This window comes from Yoonia sp. 2307UL14-13 (genome assembly GCF_037572755.1).
In the GTDB taxonomy this organism is placed as follows: Bacteria; Pseudomonadota; Alphaproteobacteria; order Rhodobacterales; family Rhodobacteraceae; genus Yoonia.
Genome location: NZ_JBBIFZ010000002.1, coordinates 358706 through 372966 on the forward strand (window position 1 = coordinate 358706; position 14261 = coordinate 372966).

At 59.5% G+C, this 14261-nt stretch carries 19 protein-coding genes; 5 read left to right on the plus strand and 14 right to left on the minus strand.

The features are described from left to right. Nucleotides 1-48: 48 nt before the first annotated feature. The 7 genes from V8J85_RS09115 to V8J85_RS09140 all read right to left on the minus strand — a co-directional run bounded on the left by V8J85_RS09115 (nt 49) and on the right by V8J85_RS09140 (nt 4503). The gene (locus tag V8J85_RS09115; RefSeq protein ID WP_339953415.1) at nt 49-357 is read right to left on the minus strand and encodes a DUF3240 family protein; all 309 of its coding nucleotides are present in this window, start codon (nt 355-357) and stop codon (nt 49-51) included. Nucleotide 358: 1 nt separating this feature from the next. Continuing rightward, complete coding sequence (locus V8J85_RS09120) at nt 359-1336, minus strand: sodium-dependent bicarbonate transport family permease (protein ID WP_339953416.1); 978 nt, start codon at nt 1334-1336, stop codon at nt 359-361. A 123-nt stretch (nt 1337-1459) separates the two neighbouring features. Then, entirely contained in the window at nt 1460-1789 is a 330-nt protein-coding gene (locus tag V8J85_RS09125; RefSeq protein WP_339953417.1) for a hypothetical protein, read from the minus strand. After that, nucleotides 1782-2447 (minus strand): hypothetical protein, encoded by a 666-nt coding sequence (locus V8J85_RS09130; protein ID WP_339953418.1) that lies wholly within the window; start codon nt 2445-2447, stop codon nt 1782-1784. Before V8J85_RS09130 ends, V8J85_RS09125 begins: the two co-directional genes overlap by 8 nt. 2 nt (nt 2448-2449) lie before the next feature. Then, entirely contained in the window at nt 2450-3175 is a 726-nt protein-coding gene (locus tag V8J85_RS09135) for a hypothetical protein (protein WP_339953419.1), read from the minus strand. Further along, the gene (locus V8J85_RS20055) at nt 3090-3698 is read right to left on the minus strand and encodes a hypothetical protein (protein ID WP_445285887.1); all 609 of its coding nucleotides are present in this window, start codon (nt 3696-3698) and stop codon (nt 3090-3092) included. Before V8J85_RS20055 ends, V8J85_RS09135 begins: the two co-directional genes overlap by 86 nt. Before the next feature lie 157 nt (nt 3699-3855). Further along, on the minus strand, nt 3856-4503 hold the full coding sequence (locus tag V8J85_RS09140; RefSeq protein ID WP_339953420.1) for a carbonic anhydrase: 648 nt from the start codon (nt 4501-4503) through the stop codon (nt 3856-3858). Nucleotides 4504-4611: 108 nt separating this feature from the next. Between V8J85_RS09140 and V8J85_RS09145 the strand changes: the two genes are divergently transcribed. From V8J85_RS09145 to V8J85_RS09155, 3 genes are all read left to right on the plus strand, one after another. After that, nucleotides 4612-5028 (plus strand): hypothetical protein, encoded by a 417-nt coding sequence (locus V8J85_RS09145; protein ID WP_339953421.1) that lies wholly within the window; start codon nt 4612-4614, stop codon nt 5026-5028. Between the two features lie 90 nt (nt 5029-5118). Beyond that, the gene (locus V8J85_RS09150) at nt 5119-6498 is read left to right on the plus strand and encodes a leucyl aminopeptidase family protein (RefSeq protein WP_339953422.1); all 1380 of its coding nucleotides are present in this window, start codon (nt 5119-5121) and stop codon (nt 6496-6498) included. Next, nucleotides 6495-7313 (plus strand): C40 family peptidase, encoded by an 819-nt coding sequence (locus tag V8J85_RS09155; RefSeq protein WP_339953423.1) that lies wholly within the window; start codon nt 6495-6497, stop codon nt 7311-7313. Before V8J85_RS09150 ends, V8J85_RS09155 begins: the two co-directional genes overlap by 4 nt. A 19-nt stretch (nt 7314-7332) precedes the next feature. On the opposite strand, the gene V8J85_RS09160 is transcribed toward V8J85_RS09155, so the two are convergent. The 3 genes from V8J85_RS09160 to V8J85_RS09170 all read right to left on the minus strand — a co-directional run bounded on the left by V8J85_RS09160 (nt 7333) and on the right by V8J85_RS09170 (nt 8380). Then, nucleotides 7333-7668: a DUF2794 domain-containing protein gene (locus V8J85_RS09160; protein WP_339953424.1), complete on the minus strand. Its 336-nt coding sequence runs from the start codon at nt 7666-7668 to the stop codon at nt 7333-7335. A gap of 203 nt (nt 7669-7871) precedes the next feature. Beyond that, nucleotides 7872-8150, minus strand: a complete 279-nt coding sequence (locus V8J85_RS09165) for an I78 family peptidase inhibitor (protein ID WP_339953425.1) — start codon at nt 8148-8150, stop codon at nt 7872-7874. After that, nucleotides 8141-8380, minus strand: a complete 240-nt coding sequence (locus V8J85_RS09170; protein ID WP_339953426.1) for a hypothetical protein — start codon at nt 8378-8380, stop codon at nt 8141-8143. Before V8J85_RS09170 ends, V8J85_RS09165 begins: the two co-directional genes overlap by 10 nt. A 101-nt stretch (nt 8381-8481) precedes the next feature. On the opposite strand from V8J85_RS09170, the gene V8J85_RS09175 reads away from it, so the two are divergent. Both V8J85_RS09175 and V8J85_RS09180 read left to right on the plus strand, forming a co-directional pair. Further along, nucleotides 8482-9594, plus strand: a complete 1113-nt coding sequence (locus V8J85_RS09175) for an S-(hydroxymethyl)glutathione dehydrogenase/class III alcohol dehydrogenase (protein WP_339953427.1) — start codon at nt 8482-8484, stop codon at nt 9592-9594. Then, nucleotides 9591-10589 (plus strand): serine hydrolase domain-containing protein, encoded by a 999-nt coding sequence (locus V8J85_RS09180; protein ID WP_339953428.1) that lies wholly within the window; start codon nt 9591-9593, stop codon nt 10587-10589. The genes V8J85_RS09175 and V8J85_RS09180 overlap by 4 nt, the downstream gene beginning before the upstream one ends. Here V8J85_RS09180 and V8J85_RS09185 read toward each other — a convergent pair. The 4 genes from V8J85_RS09185 to V8J85_RS09200 form a co-directional block, all read right to left on the minus strand. After that, complete coding sequence (locus tag V8J85_RS09185) at nt 10577-11194, minus strand: TetR/AcrR family transcriptional regulator (RefSeq protein WP_339953429.1); 618 nt, start codon at nt 11192-11194, stop codon at nt 10577-10579. The two genes, V8J85_RS09180 and V8J85_RS09185, sit on opposite strands and share 13 nt — an antisense overlap. A gap of 96 nt (nt 11195-11290) precedes the next feature. Beyond that, nucleotides 11291-11479 (minus strand): hypothetical protein, encoded by a 189-nt coding sequence (locus tag V8J85_RS09190; RefSeq protein WP_339953430.1) that lies wholly within the window; start codon nt 11477-11479, stop codon nt 11291-11293. 116 nt (nt 11480-11595) lie between these two features. Continuing rightward, nucleotides 11596-12174, minus strand: coding sequence for a GNAT family N-acetyltransferase (locus tag V8J85_RS09195; RefSeq protein WP_339953431.1), 579 nt, complete (start codon nt 12172-12174; stop codon nt 11596-11598). Further along, nucleotides 12171-14246, minus strand: a complete 2076-nt coding sequence (locus tag V8J85_RS09200; RefSeq protein ID WP_339953497.1) for a molybdenum cofactor synthesis domain-containing protein — start codon at nt 14244-14246, stop codon at nt 12171-12173. Before V8J85_RS09200 ends, V8J85_RS09195 begins: the two co-directional genes overlap by 4 nt. Nucleotides 14247-14261 lie beyond the last annotated feature (15 nt).

Here is a 14261-nt window from a genome sequence, read left to right on the forward strand (position 1 = left end):
ATTGCGCTTGCGCATCAAACCACGACGTCAGCGGAAATCAATCGGGAATTAGAACCGCTCGGCCCGTAGCACTTGCGCGTCGGTCACGCTAACGACGCCGATGTGTTTTTCGACCACGGCAAAGGCCGCTTCCAGCAGGCCGTCCAATCGTTCGGGCCGGATGAGGCAGACCACCGCCACCATACCGGCGCGGCCAACCTGCCCTTCGCGGGTCCATTTTCCGGACCGGCCAGAGCCGCCGCGCACGGGCAGGATGGTATAGCCGGTGACCCCGGCCTCGGTCAGGGCGTCGGTCAGCCGCCTTTCCAGCGGGGCCTCGATCACGATTTCGACGCGCTTTGCGGTGTGGGTTTCCATATCAGCCTCCGGTCACGGTTTGGGCGATGGCAAGGTAAAGCGGGATGCCAAGGGTCAGATTGAACGGGAAGGTCACACCCAGCGACAAGGTCAGATAGACCGACGGGTTCGCCTCGGGCAAGGCCACCCGCATTGCGGCAGGGACGGCGATGTAGCTGGACGAGGCCGCAAGTACCATCAACAGCACCACCCCCCCTGTCGAGAGGCCGATCATGGTGCCGATGACCACGGCGATGGACGCGCTGATCAAGGGCATCAGGATGGCGAAACCGATCGCGCCTATCCCCAGCACGCCTTTGGATTGCCGCAGGCCACGCCCCGCGATGAGGCCCATATCAAGAAGGAACAGACACAGCACCCCCTGGAACGGCGAGACGATGAAGGCGCTGATCTGTTCCAGCCCCTCGTCCCCGGTGATCGCGCCGATAAAGAAGGACCCGACCAAAAGAACAATGGACCCGTTGAGAAGGATTTCCCGCATGAGCCCGGGTGCCATGCTGCCCTTGCCCCCGCTGCGCGCGACCAACCAGAGGGCCGAGAGGATCGCGGGCGCCTCCATCGCGGCGGCGACGGCGACCATATAACCTTCGGCGTCGATCAAGCGGCCTTGCAAGACCGACGTGCCCGCCACGAATGTCACGATGCTGATCGATCCATAGTGAGCCGAAACAGCCGCCGCGTCGATCACCGACAGCCCGGTCATCACGCGGAGCAAAGCGAAGGCCAGTATCGGCAGGCCGAACGACAGGACGATCCCCGCGATCAGGGTCAGGATCAGCGTCGCGTCGATCCCATGCGCGCTGACCGCCACGCCGCCCTTGAAGCCGATCGCAAAGAGCAGATAGATCGACATCCCCTTGGCCACGGCCTCGGGGATGGTCAGGTCGGACCGTGCCAACGCCGCGAGCAGCCCGAGCGCGAAGCTGAGGATTATCGGTGAGATCAGGTTCTCACCGGCAAGGGAGAGGATTTCGGTCATTGCGCCTCCACGATGATTGCCTTCGCTTAATTGAACGTTTGTTCAATTACAAGTTGCTGTCCGCGGAGATGTAGTACGAAACCAAAGTCGAGTACAGCGCTGGGATGTCAGGGAAAATCAGCCTTACAAACGTGGGCTTAAGGCTGACCAGATGGTTCTGGACCGCGCCTCACCACCAGCCCCGCTATGCGAGAGCACGGACATAACGTAATCCATCTCATCCTGACTGATCAGCTCGGGGGCAGGTGAAAAGACCGCTCTTACGATACGCTTCACATGCTTCGGCTCCCACACGTTGCTATCCTCGATCTGACGCGCCCATTCTCTGACCTTCAATGCAAGAAACGTTCTGGGAACGCGGCCCCAATAGGCGGGGAAAGCCTCGGCAATTTCATCTGCCAAAGTCAGGATTTGCGAACGTGCCGCTGCTGTCAATGGATCAATGCTATGCATGGGCGGGCGCTTCGCAGGCCAGGTTCAATGCTTGTTGAGTGGAGGCAGATAATCTGTCATGCAACCGGTGCGCAGCGTCATAAGTTATGCTTTGCATCAAGGTGTGTATGATCAAGGTAAGCGGCGACTCGGGGCTGTGAATTTCGGAATTTCGCGCGATCAAATCCTCGTCCCAATTTGTCAGTTTTTGTCCGTCAATCGCGCTGTCGATTTCCATTACTGTATCGAAAAGTGCCTGCGATATGTCCGTCGATATGAGGCTGTGCAGTGCCGCCGCATAGCTTTCGCCATCCAACTCATCCGCCAAAGCCTTATTTGCGGCGGCAAGGCGGTCAGCGTCATTCAAGGGGCGTAGCAGTTTCAGATCGAGGTTCGAACGCCGCGCCGGGGAGATGAAGACCTGCTCGACATATAGGTCAAATTCGGCGTGTCCCGAACCTTGCCAGCTGTCGCGAACAAGGTCCCTCATATAAGTCGGTCGGCCAGTGTGTGTGATGTGTTCGCGGTTGCGGATGATCGCCTCTCGACAGGCCTGTTTCGAGATGAGTGGTGCGACCGCGGGGATCGCCAGTGGAACGAGCCCGTCGGACAAATCGAGGCTGAAGCAATAGCATGCTATACCCCAGTGTTTGAAGTCATCTTCCGTTGGCGCCGTCATCACTATTCCACCTCGGTCAGACCGCACATGGTCACCCCTGGGGGATACCATGTGCCCCGTTCCTGGACGTAGTTCACAGCGTATGCGTTCAGTATCTCAAGCGGAAACCCGGCCGCTACGCTTGGTGGTTTGAGGCGCATTGTTCGGCGGAATGCCTGGGCCTTGTTCGCCTGCTTGATGATCAGGAAAGGATCACTTCCGGTCTGACGATCGAAATAGACCATTTCGTAGCGCATGAGCAGTTTGCGATCCCACGGTGATGGCGGCAGGCTGCGCAGTTCGTCGAACAGGTCTGCGAGGTTGTCCATGTCCACCTCGGCAGCGAAGGTCGCCAGGAACTCGTCCAGTTGATCACGCTGAACGGGCGTCAGCTGCATCTCATAGGATTGTTGCGGAATGAATGCCAACATCATCAGGACATCTATCCAGTCGGACAGATCGGGATTGGCGGCGTGATAGCCGCTATATCCGCGCCAGAACCAGTCCAGCAGCTGGTCCTGTGCGGGCTTGGGCAAAGTGGCTTTTGCGTAAGACTGCAAACACTCCCAACACTCTTCATGAAAACGGGGCATCTTTCCCCATTCAAGCGCCTCTTTAAGTGTTTGATGTACGGCATCGGCGGGAAGGTCAGGCAGGTCCAGATCAAGGCGGGGTAGTAACGTTCTTGCCACATCCAAAGCCAGTGGCGGCAACAGATCGCCGGGACGTGCATGTTCTGGATAAATCATAGCATATCCGCTTTATTCGTGGAGCAGCTGCATTTGCTGGAATTGTTGGCCAGAGCGGTGGCCAAAGCGAGGGGAGCATCCGTGCCGCCCTGTAAATCCCATAGATCACCAACGTACCCGTGCCAGCGGCGGCAACATCGCCAGCGGCACCGCCAGTAACCCCCTCAGACGTTGTCGGGGGATTGTTCACCTCCCAATCCGCTTTCGTGGGATTTGGTGCCATCGTGCCATTTATAGCATCAGCTGGCACCGGAGAACCGCCATTTGGTGGACCACCACATCCTCTCAGCCGATGCTCTTCAAGATGATCTTCCAAATCATTCTTCTGCTGCCTTATTTTTCGGTCGTGAACATTCCACTCGCGTGTACCAAGCCCCGCTGCTCCGGCGGCAGTCTGTTCACTCACCAACTGACCCAGGCCCTTTGCACCATTGCGGTGCGTCGTTTCATTGTTCAGCAGCTCTTCAATCGCATCGTCCAAACATTCGCAGATGTTGCCGACGCAGTTCGCGACGGTTCGCATGATCTTGCCGCCAAATCGCTGCGAGGAGGAAGGAGAGGTCTGTTCAATGCGCTGTCCAACGATCTTTGGTTTCAGCGTAGGTATCGACGACTAGAGTGTCCAGAGGTTGTAGACGGCGCCCGCATGCATGCTGAGCGTGGTTTGTGCCGCCACTCCCCTAAAGCGCCACAAACTCACCCGAGGTCGGATCATAACACTCCAGCCCGCCCTCGCCGATGTCGTTCCACAGCCCATGCAGGGACAGCTTGCCTTCTTCGACGGCCGAATTGACGAACGGGAAGCTCATCAGGTTTTCCAGTGACACGACGACCGACGCCTTTTCAAGGGCACGTTTGCGGGTATCGTCGTCGCCATTGGGCAACCGGTCGAAACCGGGTCGCAGGATGTCCATCCAGCGCCCGACAAAGCTGCCGGGTTCGTCCAAGGCCGGCGCGTTGCCGGAACACATTTCATAGCAGCCCTCGACCCCGCCGCAGCCTGAATGCCCCATGACGATGACATGGCTGACCTTGAGCGCCATCACCGCGTATTCGATCGCGGCCGACGTCCCGTGATGATGCCCGTCGGGATTGTAGGGCGGGACGAGGTTGGCGACGTTGCGATGCAGGAAAAACTCGCCCTGATCGGCGCCAAACATGGATGTGACATGCACGCGGCTGTCGCAACAGGAAATGACCATCGCGCGGGGGTGCTGTCCGTCTTCGGCCAGATGGCGATACCACTCCTTGTTTTCCGTGTAGGTCGTGGCCTTCCACCCTTTGTAGCGGGTGACCAGATAGGCGGGCAGCGGGCGCGCATGTTCCATTCACGTTGTCCTTTTGCCTGCGTAGATACGTCGCATTTTCATGGATTTCGAGAGATTTTTTGCTTTGCGCTCAACCTTCTGGGAACCTTGGACGGCTAGAACGGTGTCATGACATGTATCACGCATCTTCAGCCTTTCCCGGCCCCCGCTCCGACCGACGTCATCATGCTGCGCTGTGCCGACATCGCGCGGCTGGATCCGCAACCGTTGCGCCGGATGTGCGCCGAACGCGGCGTGGAAGCGGTCGAAGATCACCTTTGCAAGACGTTGGAGGATATCGTCATCCTGTTGGATCAACTCCAGGCGGGACTGGCCCAAGGTGACTTTTCCACGATGAAACAGCCGTCACATCGCATCGCCCAGATCGCGGACCGCATCGGTCTGGTGGATGTATCCATGTCGGCCAACCATGTGGCAACCTGCCTGCAGCAACAGGACGGTGTCGCGCTGGAGGCGACGATGGCGCGGCTGGAGCGCAGCTTTGATCTGGCCGTGTCGGAGGTTTGGCGTTTTCAAGTCGAATAGGCTTTGGGCACCGATGTCCGACGCAAACTGATCTTGCGGACAGGTGGCAGGGCCTTAGTGTGGATTTGACCGGACCTGTCAGGATGGAAAATGACCCTTACGTTCGCCGAACCGAACCCGAATGCGATCCCCATTCATGTGATTTCTGCGGATAAGGCAGACGATGCCCTGGCACGACTGCCTGACGCCGCGCGGAGCTGGGCCAAGGCGCATGATTTCATGGGTGGGCTGGGTGAGGTGTTGACGGTCCCGGCTGACAAGAATGGCATCGCAGCCGTTTTGATCGGTTATGGCACGCAGGCCAAGCGTGCCCGCGACAGGTTTCATCTTGCCGTGGCGGCGAAAAAGTTGCCGGCAGGGGTGTATCATCTGGCAAGCGGACTGGAGGGTGACGCATTGGAAGAGGCGGCGCTGGCCTGGTTGCTGTCGGCATATCGCTTTGATCGTTATCGCAAACCCGGCAAGGACGGTGCGCGCCTTATCGCACCGGATGGCGTGGACGCCGCGCGTTTGCAGGTCATCGCCGAAGGTGAGGCGCTGACCCGCGATCTGATCAATACGCCCGCTGCCGATATGGGCCCGAAAGAGCTTGAAGAGGCCGCACAATCGCTTTCCAGCACGCATGATGCCCGCATCAACGTCATCAAGGGTGATAGTCTGGTTTCGTCGAACTTTCCGATGATCCATGCGGTCGGGCGTGCCTCCACCCGTGCGCCACGACTGATCGACATGCGCTGGGGCGACAGCGGCCCCGGACTGACACTTGTCGGCAAGGGCGTGTGCTTTGACACGGGGGGGCTGAACATCAAGCCTGCCGCATCGATGGGTCTGATGAAAAAGGATATGGGCGGCGCGGCGACGGTGCTAGGCCTTGCGCATATGATCATGGGGCTGGGTCTGAAATTGCGCCTGCGGGTCCTGATTCCGGCGGTCGAAAACAGCATCGACGGCAACGCTTATCGGCCGCAGGATATCCTGACCTCGCGCAAGGGTCTGACGGTCGAGATCAACAATACCGATGCCGAAGGGCGGCTGGTGCTGGCGGATGCGCTGACGCTGTCGGATGAGGACGATCCTGATTTGGTCGTCTCGATGGCGACACTGACCGGCGCAGCGCGGGTTGCTGTCGGGCCTGATTTATCACCATTCTATACCGACAATGATGATCACGCCGCTGCACTGGCCAAGGCGGCTGCGCGCGTTGCTGACCCGGTGTGGCGGATGCCGTTTCACGAACCCTATGAGGCGATGATCGAACCTAGTATCGCAGATCTGGACAATGCGCCCAAGGGTGGGTTCGCCGGATCGATCACCGCGGCCCTGTTCCTGCGTCGTTTCGTCGAAAACCCCTATATGCATTTCGACATCTATGGCTGGCAGCCAAGCGATGCGCCCGCGCGACCCAAGGGCGGGGTCGGCATGGGGGCGCGGGCCGTGCTGGAGGCTTTGCCCGAGATGCTGGGGCTGTGAGCGACAGGCGCCTGACACCGGCGAATGGGCGGGTCGCCGCGATGCAGTTGGCGGGTCAGGTCGCGGCCGAGCGATATGTCGAAGGTTGGGCGATGCGCGTGAATGCGCCCGTTGTCGATCTTTGCGCCGCGCCAGAGCGCGCGCGCGATAGGCAACTTTTGTTCGGCGCGCCGGTCACAATTTTTGAGGATCGCGACGGCTGGTCATTCGTTCAGGCGCCCGATGGCTATGTCGGTTATGTCCGGTCCCATGCGCTTGGGGCAGCGCAGGCGGCGACCCATCGCGTTGCCACCTTTGCAACGCATGTCTATGCGGCGGAGGATTTCAAGTCGCCGGACCTGATGGCGCTGACATTCGGCGCGCAGATTGTCGTGAAGGCAGAGCGGCAGAAGTTTTTCAAAACGCCGCAGGGCTATATCCCGAAAAAGCATCTGCGCCCGCTGGATCAGCCGTTTTCCGATCCGGCGACGATCGCGCAGATGCATTTTGGTGTCCCGTACCTGTGGGGTGGGAATTCGACCCACGGGATCGATTGTTCAGGCCTGATCGCCGCCAGTCTGACGGCCTGTGACATACCCTGCCCCGCCGACAGCGATATGCAGCGCGAGGCGCTCGGATCGCCGTTTACCGGCGATTATCAACGCGGCGATCTGATCTTCTGGAAAGGTCATGTGGGCTTGATGGTGGATGGTGAAACACTCATCCACGCGAACGCGCATCATATGGCGACGCGGTACGAGAACATTGACCAGGCGATCACCCGGATCGAAGCGCAGGGGGATGGGCCGGTTCTGGCGCGCAAACGGTTGCCTTAACCCGTCCCGGGCTTGCCACCTACTCCACCGCCCGGATCAGTTTCCGCTCGAGCACTCGCAGCACTTGCCGCAAGTCGTTCCCGCGCTTCAATATCCGGCCATCCATTCCGATAATCACATACTGCCCCTGTTTCAGCCGCAGCTTCGGGCGCTTTTCGATCCGGTAGAGCGGATGTTCGGCGGTGCGACGAAACACGGAGAAGATGGCCACATCCTTGAGGCATGAAATTCCATAATCGCGCCATTCGCCCGCGGCGACCATCCGTCCGTATAGCCCGAGGATCAACCCAAGCTCTGTCCGGTGAAATGCAACCTGTTGGGGGGCCTGAAAGGCGGGAACCTGCTGAACGTTCATACTGCAAGGTTGCCGCAAACCCGTCGAAAATCAAGCGTCCGTGAATGCTGCCTTGGTTCTGCCCCAAAATGACCATGGCAAAGCCCCGCGCCTTGCCCACTCGGGACACAAGTGATCGCGAGAGTAGGGTCATAGCGAAATGCTACTCCGGTGTCGCGGTCAATAGCCCCCACCCAGTTCGCGGCACCGGAGACTTTCGCCAATCACCCACAAGAGATGTCGCTGATCCGATTGGCCGTATCGATGCCGAAATTGATCCTTTCGGGCCGGAAATCCTGCGTGACGGCGTCACCGGGGCGGATCACGCGGACCTGCCCGAGGATCAGCACCTTTTCCAATGCCGTGGCGTCCTGACCAATCAGGTTCGCGTATTGGCGTGCGTCACAGGTATCTTCGGTCGTCGATGGAATGGGCGCCGTCGGTTCGGTGACGGTGCAGGCCGTCAACGTGACCAATCCTATGATCGCCGGTCCTATCCGCATCCGAAGCTCAGAATGTTGCCGTCACCGTCGAGGAACACAATCGTTTGCCGTCCGGTTGTGCCGCCGGTCCAGACTTCACCGCTTTCGATCACGACGAAATCGCCGCTTTGCCGGGATAGGACGGAGGCGTCCTGTCCGACCAACGCATCATAGCGTGACAGGTCGCAGGATCCGCCGACGGTGGTTTCGCCGCAGGCGGCCAATATCATCAAATAAGCTAGTCTCTTCATACTGCTATCATCACCCCGCCTCGTTCCGGTTGCAAGATGCATGGTTGAAATCGTGTCGCCTTTCGCTGATGGTTTTTTCGAACACGACGGGAGGAACGACAATGCGGACACGTGCAGCGGTCGCTTTGGAAGCGGGAAAGCCTTTGGAGGTGATGGAGGTCAATCTTGATGGTCCGAAGGCCGGCGAAGTGCTGGTCGAGATCAAGGCGACCGGTCTTTGCCATACGGACGAATTCACCCGGTCCGGCGCGGACCCCGAAGGTGCGTTCCCCGCGATCCTCGGCCACGAGGGCGCGGGCGTCGTCGTTGAGGTTGGGGAAGGTGTGACCAGTCTTAAACCCGGCGATCACGTCATCCCGCTTTACACGCCGGAATGTCGTGAATGCGAATACTGCCTGAACCCGAAGACGAACCTGTGTCAGAAAATCCGCAGCACCCAAGGCGCAGGTGTCATGCCAGATGGGACCAGTCGGTTTTCGATGCTCGATGGTACGCCGATCCTGCATTACATGGGCTGTTCGACTTTCGCGAACCATACGGTCCTGCCCGAGATCGCGCTGGCGAAGGTGCGCGATGACGCGCCGTTCGACAAGATTTGCTATATCGGGTGCGGCGTGACCACGGGCATCGGGGCGGTGATCAACACGGCAAAGGTCGAGATCGGGTCGCGCGCCATCGTTTTCGGCCTTGGCGGGATCGGTTTGAACGTGATCCAGGGTTTGCGCCTCGCCGGTGCGGATCAGATCGTGGGTGTTGACCTGAACCCGGGCAAGGTCGAGATGGCCAAGCACTTCGGCATGACCGATTTCGTCAACCCGAAGGATGTAGACGGCGATATGGTGGCACATCTGGTCGAACTGACCGGCGGCGGTGCCGACTATACCTTTGATGCAACCGGAAATGTGGATGTCATGCGCACCGCGCTCGAGGCTGCGCATAAAGGCTGGGGCGAAAGCATCATCATCGGCGTGGCCCCGGCGGGTGCCGAGATTTCGACGCGCCCTTTTCAGTTGGTCACGGGCCGCAGTTGGCGTGGGACGGCATTTGGTGGAGCTTCGGGTCGGACGGATGTGCCGAAAATCGTGGATTGGTACATGCAAGGCAAGATCGAGATCGATCCGATGATCACGCATAAATTGACGTTGGATGAGATCAACCATGGTTTTGACCTGATGCACGAAGGGAAATCCATCCGGGCGGTTGTGGAGTTTTGAACACCGACGCGCTGGACGAACTGGCCCGGTCACTGACCGGGCCTTTTGCGTTTTGCGGGATTGGGGTGGCTTTTGGTGAGCAGCGATCCATGACCTTGGCAACGGCCGACGGCATTAAGGCAGATCAGGATACAATGTTCCGCGCTGCCTCAATCTCGAAGGTCATCGTCGGGCAGGCAGTTGCACAGCTGGTGAATGAGGATCTGATCCAGTGGCACGAAGACCTGTCCGACATCCTTGGCATTCAGTTCGGCGATTTTGCCTTTGGTGACATACCTCTGACGGCCAGTGCCCTGGCAAGCCATACATCGGGGATGACCGATGACGGGGGGTATCTTATTCCTCCGGATCAGACGCTGTCTGATTGGTGCGCGGGCCGCGATGTGTTTGATCATCAGCGTAGCGGCGAGCACCATTACTGCAATTTGGGATATATTATCTTGGCGCAGCTTCTTGAGGATCTGTGTCAGGCACCTTTTCCCGATATCGTCGCTGATCTCTTGCCGCAAAATGCGGGGTTCAACTGGCACGGCGTCAGCCAAATAAACCGCGCAAATCGCCTGCCCACTTATCGGCGCGGGCCACATGGACTGATTGCGCAGATCGATGAGGAGATTGCCCCGATCGCCGCGGGCATCCACCCCGGTGTTTACTCACCCCAAGGCGGGTTGCGGGTTTCAATGCGCGGCCTGCTGGACATCGCAGAGGGCATAAGAAACGCCGATTTGACGGTCCTTTGGCAATCCACCTATGGTGCGCATAGTGGCTACGGTGCAGGTCTGATGTTTGAAAATGAGTCTGTGGGTTATCCACACCCAATCATCGGCCATTTTGCCAATGCTTACGGATTTCGCGGCGGAGTCTGGTTTGATGAAACGCGCGACCTGAGCTTTGCCTATGCCCTGAACGGCTTTCCCATTGGCGACGAAAGCGACGACCTCGTCCCCGAAGAACATCGGATTTTCCAGGCGATCGCCGACCTTCAGGTGCCGTAACGCGCCATGAACATGTCAACGGCGCCATTCACGACACGCATCTTTTCGGCCTTGGTGAATTCGTCCGACAGGTTGAAAACCATGCGGGGGAACAGGTCAGCCTTGCACAATTCGTGGAACTGATCAGCGGCGAGCATCTTGTCCTCGATCCGCAATTCGCCCCGTGCGATGGCCTCGTCGAAGTATGCAACCAGTTGATCACGGATCATCATCGGGCCGCTTTCGTAGAATTCGCGCCCCAATTCGGGGAAACGGTCACTTTCGCCCACACAAATCCGAAAAATCCGCTGGCCGAAATTCGATGTGATGAAATCGATCATCTGACCGGCGATGTCGCACAGCACTTGCTGCACCGGCGCGTCCATTTCGATGGATTCGATCGCCTCATCCGCCTGGCGGCAGCATTCATTTTTCGCCACCTCCATGAACAACATCCGCTTGTCGGGAAAGTAGCTGTAAAGCGTCGCCTTGGAGACACCGGCGGCGCGGGCGATGTCATCGACCGACGCGCCTTCGAACCCGTCGGCCATGAAAACCTGCCTGGCACCATCCAGCACCTGATCGTATTTCCGGCCTCTTTTGGGTTCAATCACGCCATCTGGCATTCGTCTCTCCTTGCTTGGAATAATTATAAACTGACCAGTTCACTTCCGGCAAGAAGATTGCGGCGGGCCATGAACGACGGCCCGCCGCTGATGGCGCTACTTTGCGGGGATGACGCAAGCATCGCCTTTCAATGTGGCAGGTGCCGTGCAGCTTTGCGTGGTTTCGGGGCCGGGCTGCGGTGGGTAGGTCAGGTTGGGAAAGCTGATGGCAACGCCGAAGGCCGAGGCTGGCGCGGCTGCGGCGATAGTCAGCGATGCGAAGGCGGCAAAGACGAGATGTTTCATGGTAGGCTCCTCTGTTTGTCATACGAAATTAACTAAACAGTTCAGTTCGCTTTTCAATCAGAAAATGAACTGAATAGTTTACTTATTCGACAACATATTGATAAATTTCGATACTTTCAGACGTCACGCACCATTGTGGTCGCCGCATTGAACCCGAAGATGTGGCGCAAAATACCGATGGACCGCGTTTCGACCTCTTCGAACCCTTCATGAAGATATAGTGCCCGCGCCCGGGGATTCGTATCGATCACGTCCAAGCGTACCTGACGATAGCCGCGCAACCGTGCCTCTGCATAGACTGCCTTTAACAGTTTGGTTCCGACACCCCTGCCCCGCGCCTCTTCCGCGACGAAGATACCGTCCATCAGAAAGCGTTCATTCTCGGTGTCCCGTTCCAGCGCGGCCAGAAGCAACACCCGGATGGATGCCCCGACCCAGCCGTAGACCTTGCGCAGGTCCTGGAAATCGCCGCCGACCAGCGCGCCGTGTTCCGTCTTGAACCCGGCAACGCCCAAGAGACGACCGTCTTTGTCAAACGCGCAAATTCCGTGGTCCGAGCGAAGGACCCGCGTAATGAAGGACAGCGCACGATATTTGGGGCCCATGGTGAAATACAGCTTTTCGCCAAAAGCCTCCCAATAAAGGGCGGCGGCTTCGGCCCGGTTCGCGTCGGGAATGCCGGTCATGATCTTCATAGGCCGAAACTGCCAAAAGGAACGAATTGTACCGGGTCGCCGGGTACGATCTTTCGCGCCCCGTCGTCAAGGCAGACAAGCCCCGTCGCCCAGCTTAGGCCCGAAACGCGGCCCGATCCCTCGGACGGGAAAATCATGACTTGTCCGTCCTCGATCCGTGCGCGCAGGTATTCACGCCGTCCCACCTTTTTGGATTTGGTGAAACCGGCGGGCATCGGATAGGCCTGCGGTTCTTGCCATGCGCCCCCTGCCAGAACGGACAAGGCGGGTCGCGCGAAGACCAGTGCGCAGACCATCGCAGCGACGGGATTACCCGGCAGGCCGAAGACGGGTTTGCCCCGCCATTGCCCAAGCGCCAGCGGCCGCCCCGGTTTGATCGCGATGCGCCAAAGAGCAAAGGTGCCCGTATCCTGTAGCAGTGCCGAGACATGGTCTTCGTCACCCGCAGAGGCCCCGCCGGACGTGATGATCGCATCGCATCGGGATGCGGCATCGTCGAGGATGTTGCGCAGAGCCACCCGATCATCCGGCGCGCGGCCAAGGTCGATGGTCTGATGCCCCCACCTGTTGACCACAGCATTCAGCATCGGACGGTTCGCGTCGTAGATCTGGCCGGGGGCGGCTGTTTGCCCCGCCTCTGCCAGTTCATCACCGGTCGACAGAATACCGACCCTAAGCGGTTCGCGAACCGCTACCTTTCCGACGCCTGCCGCGGTCAAGGTTGCGATGTCGGCGGGTGTCAGGCAGCGGCCTGCGGTTGCGATGACCTGACCCGCTGTCATGTCTTCACCGGCGGCCCGTGCGTTTGCGCCCTGTTTCAACGGCCCATGCAAAGCGATGCGGTTATCGGCAACCTTTACGTCCTCTTGCAGAACGACTGTATCGACGCCTTCAGGCAAAAGCGCACCGGTCAGGATACGGATCGCGTGACCGCTGGGAACCGTGCCCTGATAAGGCTGTCCGGCGGCAGCGCGGCCATCGACCAGCGGCAAGACATGCGCGCCATCCGGTAACGGTCCGGCGAAGCCATAGCCGTCTACAGCCGCATTCGGTGCGGGCGGGTGTGATCTGTCGGCGACAACGGGTTCGGCCAGAATGCGACCGGCGGCTTGGGGCACCGATATCTGCGTGACGGCGGTCACGGGATGCAATGCACCACGCAGGTGATCGAGCGCTGTATCGACAGGGGTCCAATGTGCGCCGCGCGGCATGGCGAAACAATCGTTGCGGAGCGGTGGCGGCGCGATTGCGCGGAGGGCTGCGTCTTCCAGCATCGCCTCATGTCCCAGCCCGAGGATCCAGCCTTCGGGGTTGGTTGGGACATCCAGAAGCGTTTGCAACTGCTTGTCGGGCAATCCCGACAGGATTTGCGCGAGGAGGTGAACCTGATGCGCGTCCTTGATCGCATCGGCGGGTCGGCTGGCCGCGACCGCCTTGGCGATAAGCGACGGCCAAATCTCGACCAGGGCGATATCGGTCGTCAGCGGCTCGAACGGCCAGGCGGCGGCACCGAAGCGGGTGCGCAGCCGGCACAGCATCGGCAGGCCCATGATGACCTGTGATCCCACGGCGCCTGCCCCGGCAAGCTGCCAGACCGGGAAAGCGCCTTTGGTCCGTTTCTCAGCCTCGCGTTTTTCGGGCTGATTGTGACCGTTACGGGCAAGGCCCTTGCGGGGCAGGTCCGCGATATCGCGTTTGAGGCCGTTGCCCCAAAATGGCCCGACGCCGGGAAACATGCCGTTGATCTGCCCCGCCAGATCGAAACGGTTGTTGGTGTTGGGCGCATCCTCCACACGTTCCGCGAACCAATCCCAGACGGCGAGCGGATCGTCCGATCCGGTCAGTGCCTTGCCGAGACCGGTCGGATAGCCGAAGGCGAAGTCGAACCCGGCAAGAACGCGATGACCCGCTTGCCGTTCGTTTTCTAAGAACGCGGTGATCCATGCCTCAGCCACCTGCCTGTTGCGCAGATAGACGGGTTCATCAGCCTCGCCGCCCCTTGCAGCGCAGACCCAGATCGCGTCTTTTTTGGGTGTGGCCCCGCGGTCATTCCCGCCGGACCAATCCACCATCAGGACGCTGTCGAA